Origin of the sequence: Idiomarina sp. X4 (assembly GCF_002808045.1) — a bacterium.
Classification (GTDB): domain Bacteria; phylum Pseudomonadota; class Gammaproteobacteria; order Enterobacterales; family Alteromonadaceae; genus Idiomarina.
The window spans coordinates 47,812-67,279 of the sequence record NZ_CP025000.1 but is presented as its reverse complement, the minus strand read 5'-3'; the positions used below and the strand labels follow the sequence as shown (position 1 = coordinate 67,279).

Here is a 19,468-nt window from a genome sequence, read left to right as displayed (position 1 = left end):
GGCGTTTTTTAATGTTCATGGCTGATACATGAAAGAACTACCGTCAATAAAACAGTTAGTCCCAAAACACGTTGCCATTATTATGGACGGTAACGGGCGCTGGGCGAAGCAACGAGGCAAAGCAAGGACATCGGGTCATAAGGCTGGTGCCGAAGCTGTGCGTCGTGCGGTCGCTTTTGCAAGGCGTAACGGCATAGAGTCGTTGACGCTTTTTGCGTTTAGCAGCGAGAATTGGAACAGGCCAGCAACAGAAGTTTCTCTGTTGATGGAGCTGTTTATGTCGGTTCTTAAAAAAGAGGTCGTGAAACTCGACGAAAATAATATTCAGCTGCGCATTATTGGTGATAAAAGCCGCTTTTCTAAGCGTCTACAAAAACAAATTGCACAGGCGGAAGAAAAAACCGCAGGAAACGATCAGCTGACTCTGAATATTGCTGCCAACTATGGCGGTCAGTGGGACATTACGCAAGCCTGTCGTGCCATGGCTCGAAGAGTCGAAAGTGGTGAATTAAAGGCTGATGAAATAACAGATAAAACACTTGCGGACAACTTGATGCTGTCTGACCAAGCCACACCGGATTTACTGATTCGTACTGGCGGTGAGCATCGCATCAGTAATTTTCTGTTATGGCAACTGGCGTATGCAGAGCTGTTTTTTACGCCCGTATTATGGCCTGACTTTGACGATACCACCTTTGCAGAAGCCATTAACGACTTTGCACAGCGTGAACGTCGGTTTGGACTGACCAGCGAACAGCTAACTATGCTAATGCAAGACATAGATACTCGAACAGAGGAATAACACTTGCTAAAACAACGAATTTTAACGGCATTATTACTCATTCCAATTGCGCTCTACTGCGTATTTTTGCTTCCGCTGTGGGGCTTTTCGTTATTTATTCAGGCCGTCATTATGATGGGAGCCTGGGAGTGGTCCCCGTTAATGGGGGTACGTCGTAAGTCAGCTAGAATTGCCTACGTAGCCTTTATAGGGGGCATTATTGGTGTGTTGTCCTGGTTGGTACCCCTGGGCGATTTATGGGGGAACGACGGCGCATTAAATAGCGTGACTTATTACACAATAATATTTGGCGGTGTTTGGTGGGTTGTGGCGTTGGCCTTAATTGTTAACTATCCATCGAGTCGCCGCGTTTGGTCCAGAACTCGCGCAATCGTTGGTGTTTTTGGGGTGCTTATTTTTATCCCTACCTGGGCGGCTTTAATGACCGTCCGCTCAATCAACTTTGAAGATAACCCTTATTTTGGTGGTTGGGTCGTTCTGTTTATTCTCTTACTGGTGTGGGCGGCTGACGTTGGCGCTTATTTTGCTGGCGTGCGTTATGGTCGCAATAAGATGATGCCCGCAGTGAGTCCCGGTAAAACCATGGAAGGGCTGTGTGGCGGCGTTACCTTGGCTTTTGTCGTGATGATGGTAGTTGCACATTGGACAAAAGTGCCTGCCGACCAATTTACCGGTTATTACCTGACAGGACTCTTCACTGTAGTCGCGTCGGTGTTTGGCGATTTAAACGAAAGTATGTTCAAACGCAGTGCCGGCGTTAAAGACAGCGGCTCAATTTTGCCAGGGCACGGTGGAATTTTAGACCGAATAGACAGTCTTACTGCTGCAGTACCGGTATTTACTTTGGCTTACCTGGAGTTTTTGCATTAATTCTATGCGCAGTATAACCATACTTGGAGCAACTGGCTCTATTGGCCAGAATACACTGGACGTCTTGTCACGACACCCTGGTGACTTTTCGGTGTACGCGTTGACAGCGAATAGCCAAGTCAGTGCTATGGCTGAATTGTGCTTAATTTATAAACCGCAATTCGCAGTGATGGGCTCTAAAAAAGTAGCGGACGAATTAGAATCGGCGCTAAGTGGCAAGGTTCCAACCAAAGTTTTGTACGGCGAGAATGCATTAATCGACGTGAGTCAAAGTAACGAGGTTGATACGGTTATGGCGGCTATCGTCGGCTCCGCTGGCTTAAAGCCAACACTGGCTGCCATAGATGCAGGCAAAACGGTTTTGCTTGCCAATAAAGAAGCTCTGGTTATGAGTGGGCAGCTGTTTATTGATCATGCCAATCGCTCAGGAGCGACAATATTACCCGTTGACAGCGAACATAATGCAATTTTTCAGTGTTTACCTAAAGAGGCTCAGGAACAAGTTGGCTCAATGCAGTTGGGTGAACATGGCGTCGACTACTTATTGTTGACCGGATCTGGCGGTCCGTTTCGTGATTTGCCTGTTCGCGAACTTGATAAACAAACGCCGAAAGCAGCCTGTAACCACCCTAATTGGTCAATGGGGCAAAAAATTTCGGTGGACTCTGCAACAATGCTGAATAAAGGGCTTGAATATATTGAAGCGCGTTGGTTGTTTAATTGTTCAGAGTCTGAGTTGAAAGTGGTTATTCATCCACAAAGTGTCATTCATTCAATGGTGCAATTTACTGACGGTTCGGTTTTGGCGCAAATGGGGCAACCCGATATGCGCACCCCAATTGCACATACTCTTGGATACCCAGAGCGGTTGCAAAGTGGCGTTGGAGGCCTAGATTTCAGTACGCTTAATGAACTGACGTTCAGACAGCCTGACTACGCACGCTACCCGTGTTTGAAGCTTGCCATTCAGGCGTGCTGGGATGGTCAATGGGCAACAACGACGTTAAATGCAGCCAACGAAGTCGCAGTGCAAGCCTTTTTGGATGGCCATATCCTGTTTACTGATATCGCAAAAGTGTGTGATTTCGCGTTGCAAAAAACAGTACCCGTTATTGCTGACAACCTTGATGTATTGACACAACTCGATGCCCAGTCTCGTCGGCAGGCCTCTGAATGGATCAAGGAGTATGGGGTATGTTAGAGATTTTGTGGTACGCCTTATCTTTTGTTGTCACTCTGGGCATTCTTGTTGCTTTTCATGAATTCGGTCACTTTTGGGTGGCACGTCGATGTGGGGTCAAAGTACTGACATTCTCTATTGGTTTCGGGCGTCCTATTTGGCAAAGAGAAGCAAAAGATGGCACCGTTTATCAAGTCAGCATAATACCGCTTGGCGGGTATGTTCGCATGCTCGATGAACGCGTTGACGACGTTCCAGATGCGTTAAAGAGCGTGAGTTTCAATGCACAGTCTGTCTATAAACGTTTCGCCATTGTTGCGGCAGGCCCCATCGCGAACTTTGTGTTAGCAGTAGCTGTTCTATGGTTGATGTTTGGTGTTGGTGTTCCCACCGTTAAGCCGGTAGTAGGGGAAGTCGAGCCAGATTCTATTGCAGCGGAAGCCGGTATTCAAAAAGGCAGTGAAATACTCTATATCGACGACGTGGAAACTTATGACTGGCAGCAAGTCCAATTGGGTCTTATGTCCGCGATAGGTAATGAGCAGACAAGCATGACGTTGCGTACGAGTGACCAACAAGAAGTTACGCGTGTATTAAATATCGAAAACTGGCAGTTTGATCCGGAAACTGAGTCAACCTTTGGAAGTTTAGGAATTTCGGTGTATCAGCCGGAAGTTTATACTGTATTAGCTCGCGTTGAAGCTGGCTCTCCTGCGGCTTTAGCTGGCTTGCGAGAAGGAGATGATGTCCTCGCAATTAATGGTCAGAGTATTGATGATTGGCGTTCCCTTCAGCAGCGTATTGCTGACTCTCCTGGGGCTTTGCTTGACGTATTAGTCCTTCGGGATGGGGAAAAAACAACCGTTCCAGTTAAAATTGGGGAACGCGATACTGAAAATGGTGTCATAGGGTATCTTGGCGTTGCGCCGAAAACGGACGCACTGCCGGAAGGGTATGTCTATAACCACCAATATGGGGTATTTAGCGGATTCTTAAAAGGCGCTGAAAAAACTTGGGAGTTAATGGTTGTTAGCGTCAAAATGATAGGTAAACTGCTGACCGGTGATGTGTCAGTTAAGAATTTGGCAGGGCCATTAAGCATTGCGGAAGGAGCCGGTGTTAGTGCAAGTAACGGCTTTGTTTACTTCTTGAGCTTTTTAGCCCTGCTGAGTGTCAATTTGGGGATTATAAATTTATTACCGTTGCCGGTTCTCGATGGCGGTCACTTGATGTTTTATTGCATTGAGTGGTTGAAAGGGAAGCCGGTATCCGAAAGGGTGCAGGATATTTGCTATAGGATAGGCGGGATGTTGGTATTCGCGTTAATGGCGTTGGCAATATCAAATGATATCATCCGTTTTGCATTCTAAATCACGAAATAAACAATAAGTAGCTAGTGATAATGACGTTTAAAAAGCTGTTAGTAAGTGCAATGATAGCGAGCGCTGTCGCTCCGGCTTATGCACAACAAGAAGAATTTGTTGTAGAAGATATCGAAGTTAAAGGGTTACAACGTGTCGCTTTGGGCGCTGCGTTAACTTACATTCCTGTGCGAGTCGGTGACGAAGTCAGCGAGCTGCAAATTCGCAGCGCCATTCGCTCTCTCTATTCATCGACTCATTTCGATTATATCGATGCAAGACGGGATGATAATACGCTTATTTTTAACGTTAGTGAGCGTCCAACGATTTCCGACATTACCTTTGACGGTAACAGCGATATTAAAGATGAACAGCTACAAGAAAGCTTAACTGACAACAACATCGTTGTCGGGGAGCCGCTCGACAGAACGACAATTGCAGGTATCGAAAAGGGCCTTGAGGATTTTTATCACAGTGTCGGTAAATACAACGCGTCAGTAGAGGTTCAGGTCGTTGACTTACCGCGAAACCGTGTTGAACTGCGTATGACCTTTGAAGAAGGCGATGCGGCTGAAATTGCGCAGATTAATATTGTCGGCAACAAAGCGTTTTCTGATGCTCAGCTTCTTGACACGTTTGAGTTAAAAGATGATTTGCCGTGGTGGAATGTTATCGGCGAAAAGCGTTATCAGAAGCAGCAGTTGAGTGGCGACCTGGAGACACTGGAATCCTTTTATCGAGACCGTGGCTACTTGCGCTTCCGAGTTGAGTCGGTGCAGGTTTCTATGACCCCAAATCGCGAAGGCGTGTATATCACTCTGAATGTTAATGAAGGTGACAAATACAATGTCAGTGAAACGGACGTCATTGGTGATCTAAAAGGTCACGAGGAAATGATTACGCGTATCGCTCAGATTGAAGAGGGAACACTTTATAATGCCGCGCAAATCACTTATATAGAAGACATGATAAGCCGTTTTTATGGCCGTTATGGCTATGCGTATCCAGAGGTACGAGCCATTCCGGAACATAATGAAGAAGATAAAACGGTAAAAATTACGTTTTCTATAAACCCAGGCAAACGCGTTTATGTGCGCCGCATTAAATTTGAAGGAAATAGCGCTACTCAAGATCGCGTGTTGCGCCGCGAAATGCGTCAGTTGGAAGGGGCGTGGCTTTCGGACAGTAACGTAGAGCAGGGTAAAGTTCGCCTGGAACGTTTAGGTTTCTTCGAAACGGTTGAAACATCAACAGAGCGCGTGGAAGGCAGTGAAGACGAAGTTGATATTACTTATAAAGTTAAAGAGCAACCGTCTGGCTCATTTAATGCAGGTATCGGCTATGGTGACTATTCAGGTCTTCAGTTGAACGCTGGCATACAACAAAATAACTTTTTAGGAACCGGTAACCGGGTTGGCTTTAATATCAGCACTAGTCGTTTTAATAAAAACGCCAATATTTCTTACACCGATCCGTACTTTACCATTAATGGTGTGAGTCTTTCTGGCCAAGTGTATATGAGTGAATTTGATGCTGGCCGTGCTGAGAACTTAGTTCAGTATAACCAAAAGACTTACGGCGTATCGACAGGGCTGAGCTTTCCAGTCGACGAAATTAACCGTCTTAATTTTGGGGTCGGCTATAAAAACCAAGAAGTTGCTGCAGCCAATACAGATTCCTATGAGCAAATCAGTAATTTCTTTCAACCATTTTTGAATCCTGAAGCACCCGATGAAGCTGTAGGTTTCGATATTTATGAGCTGAACGCGGGGTGGTCGCGAGTAACCCTTAACCGAGGTACTTTTCCGACTAGTGGTTCATCACAACGTCTCGGTGTCGAAGTTGCAACACCGTTGAGTGATGTACAATATTTCCGTTTTAATTATGAATATAACCATTACTTCCCTATTACCCGGGATCAGCAATGGACCTTCTTAACTCGCCTAAACTTGGGTTATGGTAACGGGTATGGAGAAAGCGATGGTGGCAATGAGTTTCTATTGCCTTTCTGGGAAAACTTCCGTGTTGCTGGGCAAGGAGATTTGCGAGGCTTCGAATCGAATACCGTGGGGCCGAGAGCCGTTCGTTTGGATGGTAGTATGACCTCTCCTCCAGGAGTTGATGGTAGTCCGGATGGAATACCGTCGACAAACCAAAGCGTTTTCGTTAGTCGATACGCAGTAGGGGGTAATGCCAAAGTCGTTGGTGGCTTGGAACTGATTGTACCGACACCGTTTATCGACGAAGGTATGCGTAATAGTGTAAGAACGAGCGTCTTTGTTGACTTTGGTATGGTTTGGGATACAGAATTCAATTACGATACCTACAAGGATCTGCCGATGAGTCCAAACAGTCGCTACGAATTAAGCGATTATAGCTCACCGGGAGACTTTAGAGCTTCTGCTGGTGTTTCAGTGCAGTGGATCTCCCCAATGGGGCCGTTAACCTTCTCATTAGGTCGAGCGCTTAAAGAAGTAGAAGGCGATGAAACCCAAGTGTTCTCATTTAATATTGGCACGACATTCTAATAATAAAGCTAAAATAGCAATTTGAAGGAGTAATATTTTGAAAAAGTTAATGAAATCAACAGCAGCAGCTGTCGCTATTTCAACCGCATTGTTTGCTGGTGCCGCTCAGGCGCAGCAGAAAATTGGTGTTGTTGACATGATGAACGTTTTTCAACAGCTGCCACAGCGCGAGCAAATTTCTGAAAGCCTGCAAAACGAATTTCAGGATCGCTTTGAAGAAATGCGTCAACTAGAGCAAAAAGTTCAAGAACTTCGTCAGAAGCAAGAGCGCGACGCGTCGATCATGTCAGAAGCTGAAAAAACTCAGCTGGCTCGTGAACTTGAGCAAACAATCTCTCAAGCTCAGCTTAAAAGCAAAGCCTTGCAAGAAGATACTCGTCGTCGCCAGAACGAGGAGCGTAATAAGCTACTTGCTAAGGTTCAGGGCGTGATAACAGATGTTGCCGAAGAAGAAGGCTATGACATTGTTTTAGAAAGTAACGCAGTAGCGTACATGAAAAGCGACAACGACTTGTCAGACGAAGTTGTCGAGAAAATGTCTTCAGGAAATTAATATGTCTGAATACACATTGCAGCAGTTGGCTGACCATGTGGGTGGGGAGGTGCGAGGGAACTCGCAGCTCCCCATTTTGCGCGTGGCAACCTTGCAATCAGCGAGCTCTGATGCCATCGCATTTTTGGCAAACAGTCGCTATAAAAAACAGTTAGAAACAACCCAGGCCGGGGCAGTATTAGTTAGCCCAAAGGATGACAGCGATACAGTGGATAACGCGATTATCGTTAATAATCCGTATGCCGCATTTGCTCACATAGCTCAATTACTCGATACCACACCAAAACCGGCAGAGGGAATCGCAAAAACGGCAGTGATCGCCGAGTCGGCGCACATTGGTAAAAATGTCAGTATTGGTGAGTATGCAGTAATTGAAGAAGGCGTTCATATTGGTGATAACACCAGTATTGGGCCACACTGTTATGTAGGGCGTGGAACAACAATTGGTTCCGACTGTACCTTATGGTCAGGGGTTAAAATTTATCATCAGTGCGTTATTGGTAATAACTGCCTGTTCCATTCCGGAGCGATTGTCGGAGCTGATGGTTTTGGCTGGGCGCCAGAAGACGGTAAATGGGTTAAAATACCTCAGTTAGGTCGAGTCGTTATCAAAGACAACGTGGATATTGGTGCAAGTACCACCATCGATCGCGGAGCGTTAGACGACACCGTCATAAGCTCTGGCTGCATTATCGATAACCAATGCCAAATCGCTCATAATGTCTTTATTGATGAAGACACCGCGATTGCCGGTTGTACGGTATTAGCAGGGAGCTGCCATATCGGTAAACGCTGCATGATTGGCGGCGCATCAGCGATTAACGGACACATCAGTATTTGTGACGACGTCCAAATTATGGGCTTCGCCATGGTGATAAAAGAAATAACCGAGCCTGGTGTTTATGCATCGGGTATACCGGCGGCCAGCCATCGTGAGTGGCGACGCAACGGTGCGCGCTTTAGGCAGCTGGATGACTTATTCAAGCGTGTTAAAGAGCTTGAGAAAAAAGCAGATTAACTTTCAAGGTGAATGGTTTGAAAATAAAGGACTCAGGATTTGATATTCAGGGGGTGCTTGAGTTACTCCCGCATCGCTATCCATTTTTGCTCATTGACAGAGTTATTGAGACAAATTCAAAGGACTCGTTGCACGCCATAAAGAACGTGAGCTTTAACGAACCTATGTTTAATGGACATTTCCCGGAAAAACCTATTTTCCCGGGGGTTCTGTTATTGGAAGCAATAGCGCAAGCCTGTGGTCTATTGGGTTTTAAAATTACCGAAAGTAAGAAAAACGCGAACGACTTGTATTTGTTCGCGGGTATCGATAACGCACGTTTCAAACGCCAGGTTGTGCCTGGCGATACAATCGACTTTTATGTGACGTTTGAGAAAGAGCGTCGCGGTATCTGGAAATTTAGTGGTCGTGCCGAAGTCGATGGTGAGGTCGCGTGTACGGCTGACATTATCTGTGCAAGAAGAGAAGTGTAGTGATTCACGAAACAGCAATTATCGATCCTAAAGCACGTATTGGCGAGAACGTCAGTGTTGGTCCATGGACGGTTATCGGGCCGGACGTTGTTATTGGTGATAACTGTGACATTCGCTCTCATGTTGTTCTGAAGGGACCAACCACTATCGGGCAGAGTAATACGATTTACCAATTCGCCTCGGTGGGAGAGGACTGTCAGGATAAAAAGTACGCCGGTGAACCCACTGAACTGGTGATTGGCGATAATAACGTTATTCGTGAATCGGTCACCATTCACCGTGGGACGATTCAGGATAACAGCGTCACTAAAATTGGTGACAATAATTTGTTCATGGCCTATGTGCATGTGGCACACGATTGCATGATTGGCGATAACAATATTTTTGCTAACCAAGTGAGTTTAGCTGGACATGTGCATATTGGTGACTGGGTTATTCTTGGTGGTATGACAGGCGTTCATCAGTTTTGTCATATTGGTTCCCATGCCTTTGCAGCAGTGAACTCCATTGTTGTACAAGACATTCCTCCGTTTGTGATGGCGCAGGGACATAATGCACGTCCCCGTACAATAAATGCAGAAGGACTGAAACGTCGCGGCTATACGCCAGAGCAAATCCAAAATATCCGCCGAGCTTATAAGCTTCTTTATCGCGCGGGACACACGACCGAAGAAGCGCTAGAGCATATTGAAGCCTTAAATGAACCTGCTTTGGATGGCTTTACTGACTTTGTTCGCCATAGCAGCCGTGGCATTATTCGCGGCTGATTTAGCCGAGCTTGTTCACCGGTAATTAGCGATCTTACTATGAAAGATAGCACTGCACGCCCTTTGAAAATAGCGCTAGTTGCCGGTGAACATTCCGGCGACTTACTTGGTTCAGGTCTTATCAAAGCGTTAAAGCAGCGACACACCAATATCGAGTTTGTCGGTGTGGGCGGCCCGTTAATGCAGGAACAAGGCCTCAAGTCGTTTTTCCCGATGGATGACCTTGCCGTTATGGGCATTGCCGAAGTATTCAAACAGCTTCCTAAACTGCTAAAACACAGGAAACAACTGGTTCAGTACCTTACCGAACAAAAGCCCGATGTGATGATAGGAATAGACGCACCAGACTTTAATTTAACCGTTGAAAAACGCTTAAAAAAGGCTGGCATTCCGACCATACATTATGTGAGTCCGTCGGTCTGGGCGTGGCGGGAAAACCGTATAAAAGGCATTAAGCAGTCGGTTAATCATGTGCTTTGCTTGCTGCCATTTGAGAAGGACTTCTACGACAAGCACCAGCTTCAGGCTACCTTTGTTGGTCACCCCTTAGCCGATGACATACCGCTTAGATGGAACCAAACAGACGCACGGAAAGCACTGGGTATAGACTCCGAAGGAAAGTATTTAGCCATTTTACCGGGTAGCCGTTCCGGCGAAATTGAGCGCATGGCTCCGGTGTTTTTAAGCGTGGCTAAACGTCTAGCCTCAACATACCCCGAGCTTAAGTTTGTTGCACCGATGATAAGCGAGCGGCGGGCAGAGCAGTTTAGTGATCTGGTCAAGCAACACGCTCCGGAACTCGCAATAGATACGCCAATTGGCCATAGTCGTCTGACCATGGCTGCATCTGATTATTTACTGTTAACCTCGGGCACGGTCGCCCTGGAAGCGTTGCTAATAAAGCGCCCAATGGTTGTCGCATATCGCTTTCACTGGCTAAGTTACCAAATTATTAAGCGACTTTTTCATGCTCCTTTCTTCTCGTTGCCTAACCTATTAGCGGGGCGCGAAATTGTTCCTGAGCTGGCTCAGGCTGAAGCGTCAGAAGACAATATTGAAAAAGAACTATCAAGCCTTATTGAGTCCGATAATCACGAGTTGTTAGAGCAGTTTACTCAAATACATCAGCAGCTTAAGGTCACCGCGAGTGAAAAGGCGGCGGATGTTGTTGAGTCCTTTCTATAATTTAGAATCTTAGCGCCGATAATCTAAACTCTTCTTTTCCCGTAATAACTTCTATTATTAGCGTAATGCTTTTAAAGGAGTTTATTATGGGTTTATTAGTTGATGGCCAGTGGCACGATAAGTGGTACGACACCAAAAAGCACGGTGGTCGTTTTGTTCGCAGTGAATCACAGTTTCGTTCAACCATAGAAAAGGGCGGCGAGTTTGAGCCTGAGTCAGGTCGCTATCACCTGTACGTGTCTTATGCCTGTCCGTGGGCGCACCGAGCGCTCATTTTCAGAAAACTAAAAGGCCTGGAATCGCATATTGATGTGTCCGTCGTTAAGCCATTGATGGTGGAAAATGGCTGGGAATTTGGCGGCTCTCCGCTGAACGAGCCTTTGTATGACCTCGACTTTATGTACCAACTTTATCTTAAAGCTGATAGTAACTACAGCGGCCGTGTCACGGTGCCGGTGTTATGGGATAAAAAGACGCAGACCATTGTGAATAACGAGTCTGCGGAAATTATTCGTATCTTTAACTCGAGCTTTAATGAATTAACGGGCAATACGGAAGATTTTTACCCACAGCAGTTACGCAGCGACATTGATAGCGTCAATGAGTGGGTATATCACAGTATCAATAATGGCGTGTATAAAAGCGGCTTCGCAACCACGCAGGATGCGTATGAAGAAGCGTTCGATGAGCTTTTCACGGCGCTCGATCGTGTAGAAAGTATCTTATCGAAACAACGCTATTTAGCCGGCAATCAAATTACCGAAGCCGACTGGCGATTGTTTACCACGTTAGTACGCTTTGACGCGGTGTATTTTGGACATTTTAAAACCAACAAAAAACGTATTGTTGATTACCCGGCAATGTGGAATTACCTGCGAGAACTTTATCAGTATCCGGGCGTTAAAGAGACGGTGGTCATGGACCATATTAAAACGCATTACTATGCCAGCCATAAAACCATCAACCCGACGCAAGTGGTGCCGAAGGGACCCGATATCGACTTTGAACAGCCACATAATCGGGAGGCAATAAAGTGAGTGTCATTAAAAGCAGACATCTTGGTATGCCAGCGCAAGATGGTGCTGGCGTTAAATTGACCCGGGTCATTAATCAGCCGGGTTTGAGGCATCAGGATCCGTTTCTGATGCTGGATGAGTTTCGGTCAGACAACCCAGACGATTACATTGCGGGCTTTCCGCCGCATCCGCATCGGGGTTTTTGTACGCTAACCTACATGTTGGCAGGCACTATGGAGCACAAAGACTCGGTGGGTAACTCAGGAGAAGTTGAAGCCGGCGGTGTGCAATGGATGAAGGCGGCTAAAGGTATTATTCACGCGGAAATGCCAAAACAGGTCGAAGGCCTTATGTGGGGCTTTCAGTTGTGGGTTAACTTGCCTTCGGCAGAGAAAATGAGTGACCCTGAGTGGTTTGACTTTCCGTCAGCAAAAATTCCGGAAGTGCAAACTGGTGGTACAACACTGCGCTTAATTGCAGGCAACTATGTCCAGGAAGTGGGACCGGTATCTTTACCCGGACGCGACTTTTTCATGGCCGATGTAAAGTTGCATGGCGAATTTGAATTAAAGTCCCAGCAGCAGGAAAAGCGCTTGGCCTATGTTTACGAAGGTGAGCTGGAATTAAATGGCGAAGCCGTGTCTCGTGGTGAGCTATTGCAACTTGACAGCACCACCGATTTGGCTCTTAAAAGTGGTTCGGGAGCCGGGCTTATTGTGCTGGCTGCAAAACCTATTAACGAGCCTATTGCACAGTACGGTCCATTTGTTATGAATACGTCTGACGAGTTGGACACCGCAATAAAAGACTATCAAAGCGGAACGTTTGCAGCTAATCAGAAGCTTTAGCGCAGACCCAGCTCTTCGGTTTCTTCAAGCAACTGTTCGTAACGTTGTGTATGACTGCCGGAGAGCTGCAACCCTTCAAGAACTTTAAAGCAGTGCTCACATTCTTTCTTCAGAGTGGCTTTATTGGCACTGGGGTTTTCTTCCGTAAAGCGAACCGCGGCCTGAATAAAGTTCAGCGCAGCACCGCTATTGAGTGGTGCCAGCTCCATCGACTGGCGAAAGTCGTTCAGCGCTTGTTGATAAATACCGGCTTGATACGCTTCAGCACCTTGCCGATGAATTTTGAAGAATTCGTCTTGCTGTTTTTGAGCCGCCGCCATGCGAGATTTGAGAATTTTCAGCGTATAACTGTCGAGTTTTACTCTTTCTGCTTGTTGGCCGGCTAGCATATTGGCTTTTTCGTATTCGCCAACGTCAAGTAATACAGCAATAACGTCGGGTAGCAAATTCCGATCAATCTCACGGTTGTTAGCCAAATCCTCGCCGACCACTTCATTTAAGCGGTGCTGTGCCTCGCGCAAACGCCCGTTGAAGGAATCAATACGGGAAAGGAGAATCGCTTCCAAGTCTTCAAAGGAAATGTCGGCGTGCAGTAAATGTTCATCATAACGCGCGCGCTGAAGCTCCATCGTAGCCTCAGTCTGATACTTGCTGATTTGTTGCGGTGTGTCGCTGTTTTCGGCCGCATCGAGAATACTACGTAGGTAGTTACATAAATGCTCAGCATTACGAAACACCGATTTGCGCGCTATTTGTAACACGTTATTCATGGCCTGTTTGGCTAAGTCAAAGTCGCCGTTATCGCGAGCAATGTGGGCCAGTCGGGTTTGTCTGTCGATTGAAAATGGCGCCATAGTAATGGCATCGCGAGCACTGTTAAGTGCTTCCTCAAGCTGTTGTTGCTGTAAATAACATTCGGTTTTTAAATCCTGTGCTTCTATCGCGTGAGGCATCCGTTTAAGAATATGGTTAATAATATTCAGTGCCTCTTCCGGCGAATTCTGTAGCAACCGAGTTTCAGCAAGTTTTAAAAACACCCAACTGTGAGAGTTATCTTCCAACAGCTCTTTTATTGCCTTTTCTGCTTCGCGTAGCTGACCGGTTTTATTGTAGAGCTCTATTTGCAGTTTGCGGCAGTAGTTACTGTAGCGGCTGTTCGTCGCAATGTGCTTTTCGCAGGCTTTAATACAGTCTTCGTAATTATGAGAGGTGAGTGCCTGAAAGACGTCTTTTAACCACATGCGACGCTTATAAGCACGAGTAAGACGGGAACGCAGAACCCGGTGTGAGAATGGTTTCATCAAATAGTCATCGGGCTGAAGCTCAAGGGCGCTCAGCACCATAGGCCTTGAATTGTCACCGGTAATGATAAAGAACAGAGTATGTGGCTTCATCAGCCCACGCACTTGCAACTCTTCTAACACCTGACGGCCATTTTTACCCGAGCCAAGGTTGTAATCGACTAACAGAATGTCGTGTGGGTTCTTTACGTAAGCGGCAATACCCGCTTCCCCTGTACTTTTGACCTGGACCTCTTTTGCACCCAAATTGAGCAGTGAGCCTTTAAGCATGACTTGAAAGGGCTTCTGATCATCAATCAGTAGCACACGCTTGTTATTGAGCTCCAGAGTTTTATCCATTCTTGTGGTAGGTACCCTTTAATTAATCACTTAGCAACAGCATACTGTCTAAATACAACAATGTTAAGCAGCAACAGGATGATATATGCAAGCTTTACAACTGTCTGAAGGAAAAGTGTACTGGTCTGAAGCGAAACCATTGCCGCAACCTGCCACCAATGAGGTTACCGTAAAAGTGTCGACTGTCGGTGTGAACCGAGCGGATTTAATGCAAATAGCCGGTAAATACCCACCTCCACCGGGCGCCTCAGACATACCTGGCTTAGAAGTCTCCGGTATTGTGACAGAGGTTGGCAGTAATGTAACCGCTCTGAAAAAAGGTCAACGTGTTGCTGCGTTGCTGGCAGGAGGAGGTTTTGCCGAATATGTAAGTGTGCCGAGGGAGCAAGTGTTGCCGGTACCTGAGAACTGGACGGACGAAATGGCCGCAGGTTGGCTGGAAACCTTCGCCACGGCCTATTTAAATGTCTTTATGCTGGCAAATCTGCAACCGAAGGAGTCGGTTATGACACACGCCGGGGCAAGTGGTGTCGGGTCGTCGCTTATCCAATTATGCAGAGAAAGCGGCAATCCAATTACCGCAGTCGTGGGGAGCTCTGATAAAGAAACATTTTGTAAAACGCTTGGTGCTAGCGAGACCATTAACCGCTATCAGCAGGACATTATTGCAACCATGAAGGATATTGGCGGTGTCGATGTGGTGCTTAATCCGGTAGCAGGCGACTCCATCGGAAAGGATCAGCACTACTTGAATCAGGATGGTCGTATCATTCTTATTGGTTTGATGGGGGGACGAGAAGGCACGGTCGATTTTGGACGCATGTTGATGAAGCGCCAACGCATTATAGGTTCTACGCTGCGTTCTTTAGAGCCAGAGCGCAAAGGTGAAATACTGACACAAATGTGGCAGCAGTTTGGTCCTCAGTTTACGAGCGGTGCAATAAAGCCAGTTATTGATAAAACGTTTGGGCAGAAGGACATTCAGCAAGCACTTGATTATGTTGCTGCGAATAAAACACAAGGAAAAGTTGTCGTGAAAATTGACGGGTAACGCCGAGTGATACGAAAAGTGGTGGAGGGGGCAGGATTCGAACCTGCGAAGGCTGAGCCGTCAGATTTACAGTCTGATCCCTTTGGCCACTCGGGAACCCCTCCACTCAAGAGGCGCGTATAATAACAGCCAGAGCTGAGCTGTAAAGAGAAAACTTAAACTTTCCTGACTTTGGACGATAACAAAAGTATCTCAGGTTATTTTCTAAGGTCAGTATGAGCCAAGTTCAGTCGGTTCAGCACAGAGCATCGGACATTTTTGAGCAGCACGCCAGTGAAGCCGTTAATCATGGCTTCGCCGGCGAGTTTGCTTATTGGGTGTCGGCGTTGGGCGCTGACCCGGTCATTGAGGATAGCCAATACGATCAAAAGAACTGGCAGCGGGCCATTGGCGCCGCCCGCTCTCGCCCTTTAGAGCCGTCTGAAAACACGGTTTTAGCCAGCGGTATCTATAAGTCAGTCAGCCAGCTGTCTGACTTTAAGCTTCAAGACGCCACACATCCACAGCCGCTCGTGCCGGATGCAAGCCCTGACCGTTTGCCCATTGAACTGCTTCATAATTTAGATTGGCGCGTGCGTCAGCGTGTTGAAAAGAAAAAGTCAAAGCAAGAAGAGTCAGAGCTCAACGATTATCGAAAACGGGGCCCGGCTGGACTGTACGATGTTCTGCAAAAGCTAGGCATTACGCACTAAACATTTCATCAAATCTTTGCTTCGGGCATAATGGCCTTGATGTTTCGTAACCAATAGTTATATAGCCAGATGAAGCAACTGCCTCCCGAAGACGAAGAACGTATTGATGCGTTTACCGAGCATTTATGGCTGCATCATGGTGCGAGTGAGAATACGCAAGCCGCTTACAGAAGTGATTTGCGTCGTTTTTGCGAGTACCTGCTTCCTAACAAAATACCGTTGCTTGAGGTTGATGAGTTAACGCTTCAAGACTATTTGTTGTGGCGTCGAACTCAGGGACTATCGCCTCGCAGTACCTCTCGCTTTTTAAGTTCGGCAAAGAAATTCTTTCAGTTCGCAGTAAAGCAGCAATGGGTATCGCATAACCCTACCGCTAAGTTAAAACGACCAAAGCTTCCACAGAGTATTCCGCACTCATTAAGCGAGGCAGACGTTGAAAACTTATTGCAGGCACCGGAAGTTGATACTGCTATTGGTCTTCGTGATCGCACTATGCTGGAAGTTTTGTATGCAACAGGCTTGCGTGTCACTGAATTGGTTCGCTTGCAATATGACCAGGTAAGCCGACAACAAGGCTTGGTGCGGGTGGTCGGTAAAGGCGATAAAGAGCGACTGGTTCCGTTGGGCGAAGAAGCCCTGGAATGGCTGGAGCGCTATTTAAAACATGGTCGTACCGCACTTACCGACAAGCAAAGTCCCTGGGTGTTTGTGACCAAGCGTGGCTCACTACTCACTCGTCAGGCTTTTTGGTATCGATTACGGCATTACGCGGAAACAGCCGGCATATACGCTCACTTATCACCTCACACGTTGCGGCATGCCTTTGCGACTCATTTGCTGAACCATGGCGCCGACTTAAGGGTCTTACAGTTGCTATTAGGACACAGCGATTTGTCGACTACCCAAATCTACACGCAAGTTGCAAGAGAGCGCCTGCAAGCCTTACACGCACAGCACCACCCGCGTGGGTAATTGCATTTTGAGCGGTAACAGGGTAGGGTTCGGTCATCCATAATAAGAGGTATTTATGCAGTACTTGACGTCGTTATTGGCAATATTTGCGATCAGTTATTCGCTGTTTTCAACACCAGTGTTCGCTGACGAACTGGACACTCGCTACTTAAATAGAATTGGTATTGAAGTGATTTCGACCGAGCCAGGTGAAATAGACGGCTATGTTCGGGCGGTAACCAATCAGGGAATGTTTTATATTTCGAAAGACGGCAAAAAGCTTCTTAGCGGCAATGTTTTCGATATCACTCAGGAAGAACCAGAGAACCTGACTGAGAAGGGTATGGCCTCGATTCGAAAAGAAATGCTAAAGGACTTCACCGACGACATGATTGTCTATGAAGCGGATGACGAGAAATATAAAGTTACGGTATTTACCGACACAACGTGTAGCTACTGTCAGAGGCTACATGAAAATCTCGATAGTTACTTAAACGCAGGTATCACGGTTCGATATTTGGCGTTCCCCCGTGGCGGCCTGGGCAGTAAAGGTGGTCAGGAATTGCAGGCTGTTTGGTGTGCCGATGACAAGAAGGCAGCAATAAGTGCCTTTAAGAACGAAGAAAGTTACCGTGGTAATAGTTCATGTAACAACCCGGTTGAAGCACATTACGCTTTGGGTAAGTCGTTTGGTGTCACGGGGACGCCGGCAATTATTTTGCCCGATGGCCGTTTAATTCCAGGAGCCGTGCCTGTGCGCCGCTTACTGCTTGAGTTAAGAAAATAGTTCGTAATAAACAATGACAGATTACACGATACGTCGGTATCCGACGGTTAGTGATGACTTTTTGCCGCAAAACGTCCCACCGTTATTGCGGCAAATTTATGCACGCCGCGGTGTCAGTAACGAACAGGAGCTTTCTCTTAACGCTGCCGGACTCACACACTTTTCAAGTTTAAAAGGTATTGATTCTGCAGTTGATATACTGGCAGACGCACTCGAAAAGCAGTCATCTATTTGTATTTGCGGCGACTTTGACGCAGACGGAGCGACCAGTTCAGCACTTATGGTGTCGGCGTTAAAAGCCTTCGGGTTTTCGAATGTGGGGTATCGCGTTCCGAACAGAATGACGGACGGCTATGGCTTATCGGTATCAATGGTTGAAGAGCTGGCTGCCAGAGAGGTAAAGGTCATTGTCACCGTTGATAATGGAATAGCTGCTCACGAGGCTATCGGACGGGCAAGCGAACTGAACATAAGAGTCATAGTAACCGATCACCATTTACCGGCAGAAACACTGCCTAGCGCCGCCGCTATTGTTAATCCGAACCAGCCAGGTTGTCCGTTCCCTAGTAAAAATCTGGCGGGTGTGGGCGTTGCCTTCTACGTATTGCTGGCGCTGCGTGCCCACTTAAGAGAGAAACAGGCGACGCCAAATTTAGCGGATTGGCTCGATTTGGTGGCGTTGGGGACTGTCGCCGATGTTGTGCCGCTTGATTACAATAACCGCATTTTGGTCCATCAGGGGCTCGCACGAATTAAGTGCGGACTTTGTAGACCAGGCATTAAGGCATTGTTGGAAGTCTCTAACCGGAATGCGTCGCAGCTGAATGCCAGTGATTTGGGTTTCGCATTGGCTCCTAGAATTAATGCAGCAGGGCGGCTGGATGATATCAGCTTAGGTATTGAGTGTCTGTTGGCCGAAAAGGAGCACGCACAGAGGCTAGCGCAGCAGCTGAACGAGCTTAACCTGCAGCGCAGAAATATTGAATCCGATATGAGAGAGCATGCTGAAGCTGCCGTTGCTAAATTGCAGTTTGACACCGGTCAAGTTCCTGATTTAGTCACCCTGTATCAGCCCGACTGGCATGCTGGTGTTATCGGTATCGTTGCAGGTCGTGTGAAGGAACAAGTGAACCGTCCGGTTATTGCGCTGGCGCATGAAGACGACGATATATTGAAAGGCTCTGCACGTTCTGTCAGTGGTTTACACATGCGAGACTTATTGGAGCGTGTTCACACCCTTGAACCCAATATTATGGAGCGCTTTGGCGGTCACGCCATGGCGGCGGGCTTAACGCTGAAAAAAGCAAACTTGCAGCGCTTTTCAGAGCTTGCACAAGCCGTCGCCCAAGAGTGGCTTACGGAAGAGCAAAAACAGCGTGTCTATTGGTCTGATGGCGAGCTGACATTACCGGAATTGACGATAAACAATGTCGACATGTTGCAAAACGCCGGTCCATGGGGCCAGCATTTTCCTGAGCCGATGTTTGACGGTGAGTTTGATATCGTTGACCAACGCATTGTTGGCGAGAAGCATTTAAAATGCGTGCTTAGGCACCCCCAGGGCGATGTCTTAGACGCTATTGCATTTAATGTCGATACCAACGAATGGCCAAATAATAGCGTTCAGCGCGTTGAGTTGTTATACAAGCCGCAATTAAATCACTTCCGCGGTAAAACTTCTGTGCAGTTGCTGGTAGAGCAAATTCGCGCAATACGTTAAACTACGCCCCTTTCAAAGTTCAAAGA

The 19,468-nt window shown here is 46.9% G+C and carries 18 protein-coding genes and 1 tRNA gene; 17 read left to right on the top strand and 2 right to left on the bottom strand.

The window, feature by feature from the left end:
- Positions 1–28: 28 nt before the first annotated feature.
- The 12 genes from uppS (at position 29) to CWC33_RS00330 (ending at position 12,601) form a co-directional block, all read left to right on the top strand.
- A complete protein-coding gene (gene uppS / locus CWC33_RS00385) occupies positions 29–802 on the top strand; it encodes a polyprenyl diphosphate synthase (protein WP_100690336.1) in 774 nt (257 codons plus the stop codon).
- 3 nt (positions 803–805) lie between these two features.
- Positions 806–1,672 (top strand): phosphatidate cytidylyltransferase, encoded by an 867-nt coding sequence (locus CWC33_RS00380; RefSeq protein WP_100690335.1) that lies wholly within the window; start codon positions 806–808, stop codon positions 1,670–1,672.
- Between the two features lie 4 nt (positions 1,673–1,676).
- A complete protein-coding gene (gene ispC / locus CWC33_RS00375) occupies positions 1,677–2,873 on the top strand; it encodes a 1-deoxy-D-xylulose-5-phosphate reductoisomerase (protein WP_100690334.1) in 1,197 nt (398 codons plus the stop codon).
- Complete coding sequence (rseP, locus tag CWC33_RS00370) at positions 2,867–4,222, top strand: sigma E protease regulator RseP (protein WP_100690333.1); 1,356 nt, start codon at positions 2,867–2,869, stop codon at positions 4,220–4,222. Before ispC ends, rseP begins: the two co-directional genes overlap by 7 nt.
- Positions 4,223–4,254: 32 nt before the next feature.
- Complete coding sequence (gene bamA / locus CWC33_RS00365) at positions 4,255–6,741, top strand: outer membrane protein assembly factor BamA (protein ID WP_100690332.1); 2,487 nt, start codon at positions 4,255–4,257, stop codon at positions 6,739–6,741.
- Positions 6,742–6,778: 37 nt separating this feature from the next.
- Positions 6,779–7,294, top strand: a complete 516-nt coding sequence (locus CWC33_RS00360; protein ID WP_088768394.1) for an OmpH family outer membrane protein — start codon at positions 6,779–6,781, stop codon at positions 7,292–7,294.
- Position 7,295: 1 nt separating this feature from the next.
- Positions 7,296–8,312, top strand: a complete 1,017-nt coding sequence (gene lpxD / locus CWC33_RS00355) for a UDP-3-O-(3-hydroxymyristoyl)glucosamine N-acyltransferase (protein WP_100690331.1) — start codon at positions 7,296–7,298, stop codon at positions 8,310–8,312.
- A gap of 17 nt (positions 8,313–8,329) precedes the next feature.
- Positions 8,330–8,785 carry a 3-hydroxyacyl-ACP dehydratase FabZ gene (fabZ, locus tag CWC33_RS00350; RefSeq protein ID WP_100692236.1) on the top strand — a complete coding sequence of 152 codons (456 nt, stop codon included), beginning with the start codon at positions 8,330–8,332 and terminating at the stop codon, positions 8,783–8,785.
- Positions 8,785–9,552, top strand: coding sequence for an acyl-ACP--UDP-N-acetylglucosamine O-acyltransferase (gene lpxA / locus CWC33_RS00345; RefSeq protein WP_100690330.1), 768 nt, complete (start codon positions 8,785–8,787; stop codon positions 9,550–9,552). Before fabZ ends, lpxA begins: the two co-directional genes overlap by 1 nt.
- Before the next feature lie 39 nt (positions 9,553–9,591).
- Positions 9,592–10,737: a lipid-A-disaccharide synthase gene (gene lpxB / locus CWC33_RS00340; protein WP_100690329.1), complete on the top strand. Its 1,146-nt coding sequence runs from the start codon at positions 9,592–9,594 to the stop codon at positions 10,735–10,737.
- A gap of 86 nt (positions 10,738–10,823) precedes the next feature.
- Positions 10,824–11,774: a glutathione S-transferase family protein gene (locus tag CWC33_RS00335; protein WP_100690328.1), complete on the top strand. Its 951-nt coding sequence runs from the start codon at positions 10,824–10,826 to the stop codon at positions 11,772–11,774.
- Between the two features lie 26 nt (positions 11,775–11,800).
- Complete coding sequence (locus CWC33_RS00330; RefSeq protein ID WP_198511824.1) at positions 11,801–12,601, top strand: pirin family protein; 801 nt, start codon at positions 11,801–11,803, stop codon at positions 12,599–12,601.
- Here the strand turns inward: CWC33_RS00330 and CWC33_RS00325 are convergent.
- Positions 12,598–14,241 (bottom strand): tetratricopeptide repeat-containing response regulator, encoded by a 1,644-nt coding sequence (locus tag CWC33_RS00325; RefSeq protein ID WP_100690326.1) that lies wholly within the window; start codon positions 14,239–14,241, stop codon positions 12,598–12,600. The genes CWC33_RS00330 and CWC33_RS00325 overlap by 4 nt on opposite strands.
- An 85-nt stretch (positions 14,242–14,326) precedes the next feature.
- On the opposite strand from CWC33_RS00325, the gene CWC33_RS00320 reads away from it, so the two are divergent.
- Complete coding sequence (locus tag CWC33_RS00320; protein WP_100690325.1) at positions 14,327–15,292, top strand: NAD(P)H-quinone oxidoreductase; 966 nt, start codon at positions 14,327–14,329, stop codon at positions 15,290–15,292.
- Between the two features lie 19 nt (positions 15,293–15,311).
- Here the strand turns inward: CWC33_RS00320 and CWC33_RS00315 are convergent.
- Positions 15,312–15,396 (bottom strand) — tRNA-Tyr (locus CWC33_RS00315).
- 111 nt (positions 15,397–15,507) lie between these two features.
- Here CWC33_RS00315 and CWC33_RS00310 point away from each other — a divergent pair.
- From CWC33_RS00310 to recJ, 4 genes are all read left to right on the top strand, one after another.
- Complete coding sequence (locus CWC33_RS00310) at positions 15,508–15,984, top strand: VC2046/SO_2500 family protein (protein ID WP_100690324.1); 477 nt, start codon at positions 15,508–15,510, stop codon at positions 15,982–15,984.
- A 69-nt stretch (positions 15,985–16,053) separates the two neighbouring features.
- Positions 16,054–16,956, top strand: coding sequence for a site-specific tyrosine recombinase XerD (gene xerD / locus CWC33_RS00305; protein ID WP_100690323.1), 903 nt, complete (start codon positions 16,054–16,056; stop codon positions 16,954–16,956).
- A 55-nt stretch (positions 16,957–17,011) separates the two neighbouring features.
- Positions 17,012–17,722 carry a thioredoxin fold domain-containing protein gene (locus tag CWC33_RS00300; protein WP_100690322.1) on the top strand — a complete coding sequence of 237 codons (711 nt, stop codon included), beginning with the start codon at positions 17,012–17,014 and terminating at the stop codon, positions 17,720–17,722.
- Positions 17,723–17,735: 13 nt separating this feature from the next.
- On the top strand, positions 17,736–19,442 hold the full coding sequence (gene recJ, locus CWC33_RS00295) for a single-stranded-DNA-specific exonuclease RecJ (RefSeq protein ID WP_100690321.1): 1,707 nt from the start codon (positions 17,736–17,738) through the stop codon (positions 19,440–19,442).
- The last annotated feature ends 26 nt before the right edge of the window (positions 19,443–19,468 follow it).

What these genes read in the sequence shown, in the direction of transcription:
- CWC33_RS00300 (WP_100690322.1), top strand. Translation starts at nt 17,012, where the DNA reads ATGCAGTACTTGACGTCGTTATTGGCAATATTTGCGATCAGTTATTCG.
- lpxB (WP_100690329.1), top strand. Translation starts at nt 9,592, where the DNA reads ATGAAAGATAGCACTGCACGCCCTTTGAAAATAGCGCTAGTTGCCGGT.
- xerD (WP_100690323.1), top strand. Translation starts at nt 16,054, where the DNA reads ATGAAGCAACTGCCTCCCGAAGACGAAGAACGTATTGATGCGTTTACC.
- rseP (WP_100690333.1), top strand. Translation starts at nt 2,867, where the DNA reads ATGTTAGAGATTTTGTGGTACGCCTTATCTTTTGTTGTCACTCTGGGC.
- ispC (WP_100690334.1), top strand. Translation starts at nt 1,677, where the DNA reads ATGCGCAGTATAACCATACTTGGAGCAACTGGCTCTATTGGCCAGAAT.
- bamA (WP_100690332.1), top strand. Translation starts at nt 4,255, where the DNA reads ATGACGTTTAAAAAGCTGTTAGTAAGTGCAATGATAGCGAGCGCTGTC.
- CWC33_RS00330 (WP_198511824.1), top strand. Translation starts at nt 11,801, where the DNA reads ATGCCAGCGCAAGATGGTGCTGGCGTTAAATTGACCCGGGTCATTAAT.
- CWC33_RS00335 (WP_100690328.1), top strand. Translation starts at nt 10,824, where the DNA reads ATGGGTTTATTAGTTGATGGCCAGTGGCACGATAAGTGGTACGACACC.
- CWC33_RS00325 (WP_100690326.1), bottom strand. Translation starts at nt 14,241, where the DNA reads ATGGATAAAACTCTGGAGCTCAATAACAAGCGTGTGCTACTGATTGAT.
- uppS (WP_100690336.1), top strand. Translation starts at nt 29, where the DNA reads ATGAAAGAACTACCGTCAATAAAACAGTTAGTCCCAAAACACGTTGCC.
- recJ (WP_100690321.1), top strand. Translation starts at nt 17,736, where the DNA reads ATGACAGATTACACGATACGTCGGTATCCGACGGTTAGTGATGACTTT.
- CWC33_RS00320 (WP_100690325.1), top strand. Translation starts at nt 14,327, where the DNA reads ATGCAAGCTTTACAACTGTCTGAAGGAAAAGTGTACTGGTCTGAAGCG.
- lpxD (WP_100690331.1), top strand. Translation starts at nt 7,296, where the DNA reads ATGTCTGAATACACATTGCAGCAGTTGGCTGACCATGTGGGTGGGGAG.
- CWC33_RS00310 (WP_100690324.1), top strand. Translation starts at nt 15,508, where the DNA reads ATGAGCCAAGTTCAGTCGGTTCAGCACAGAGCATCGGACATTTTTGAG.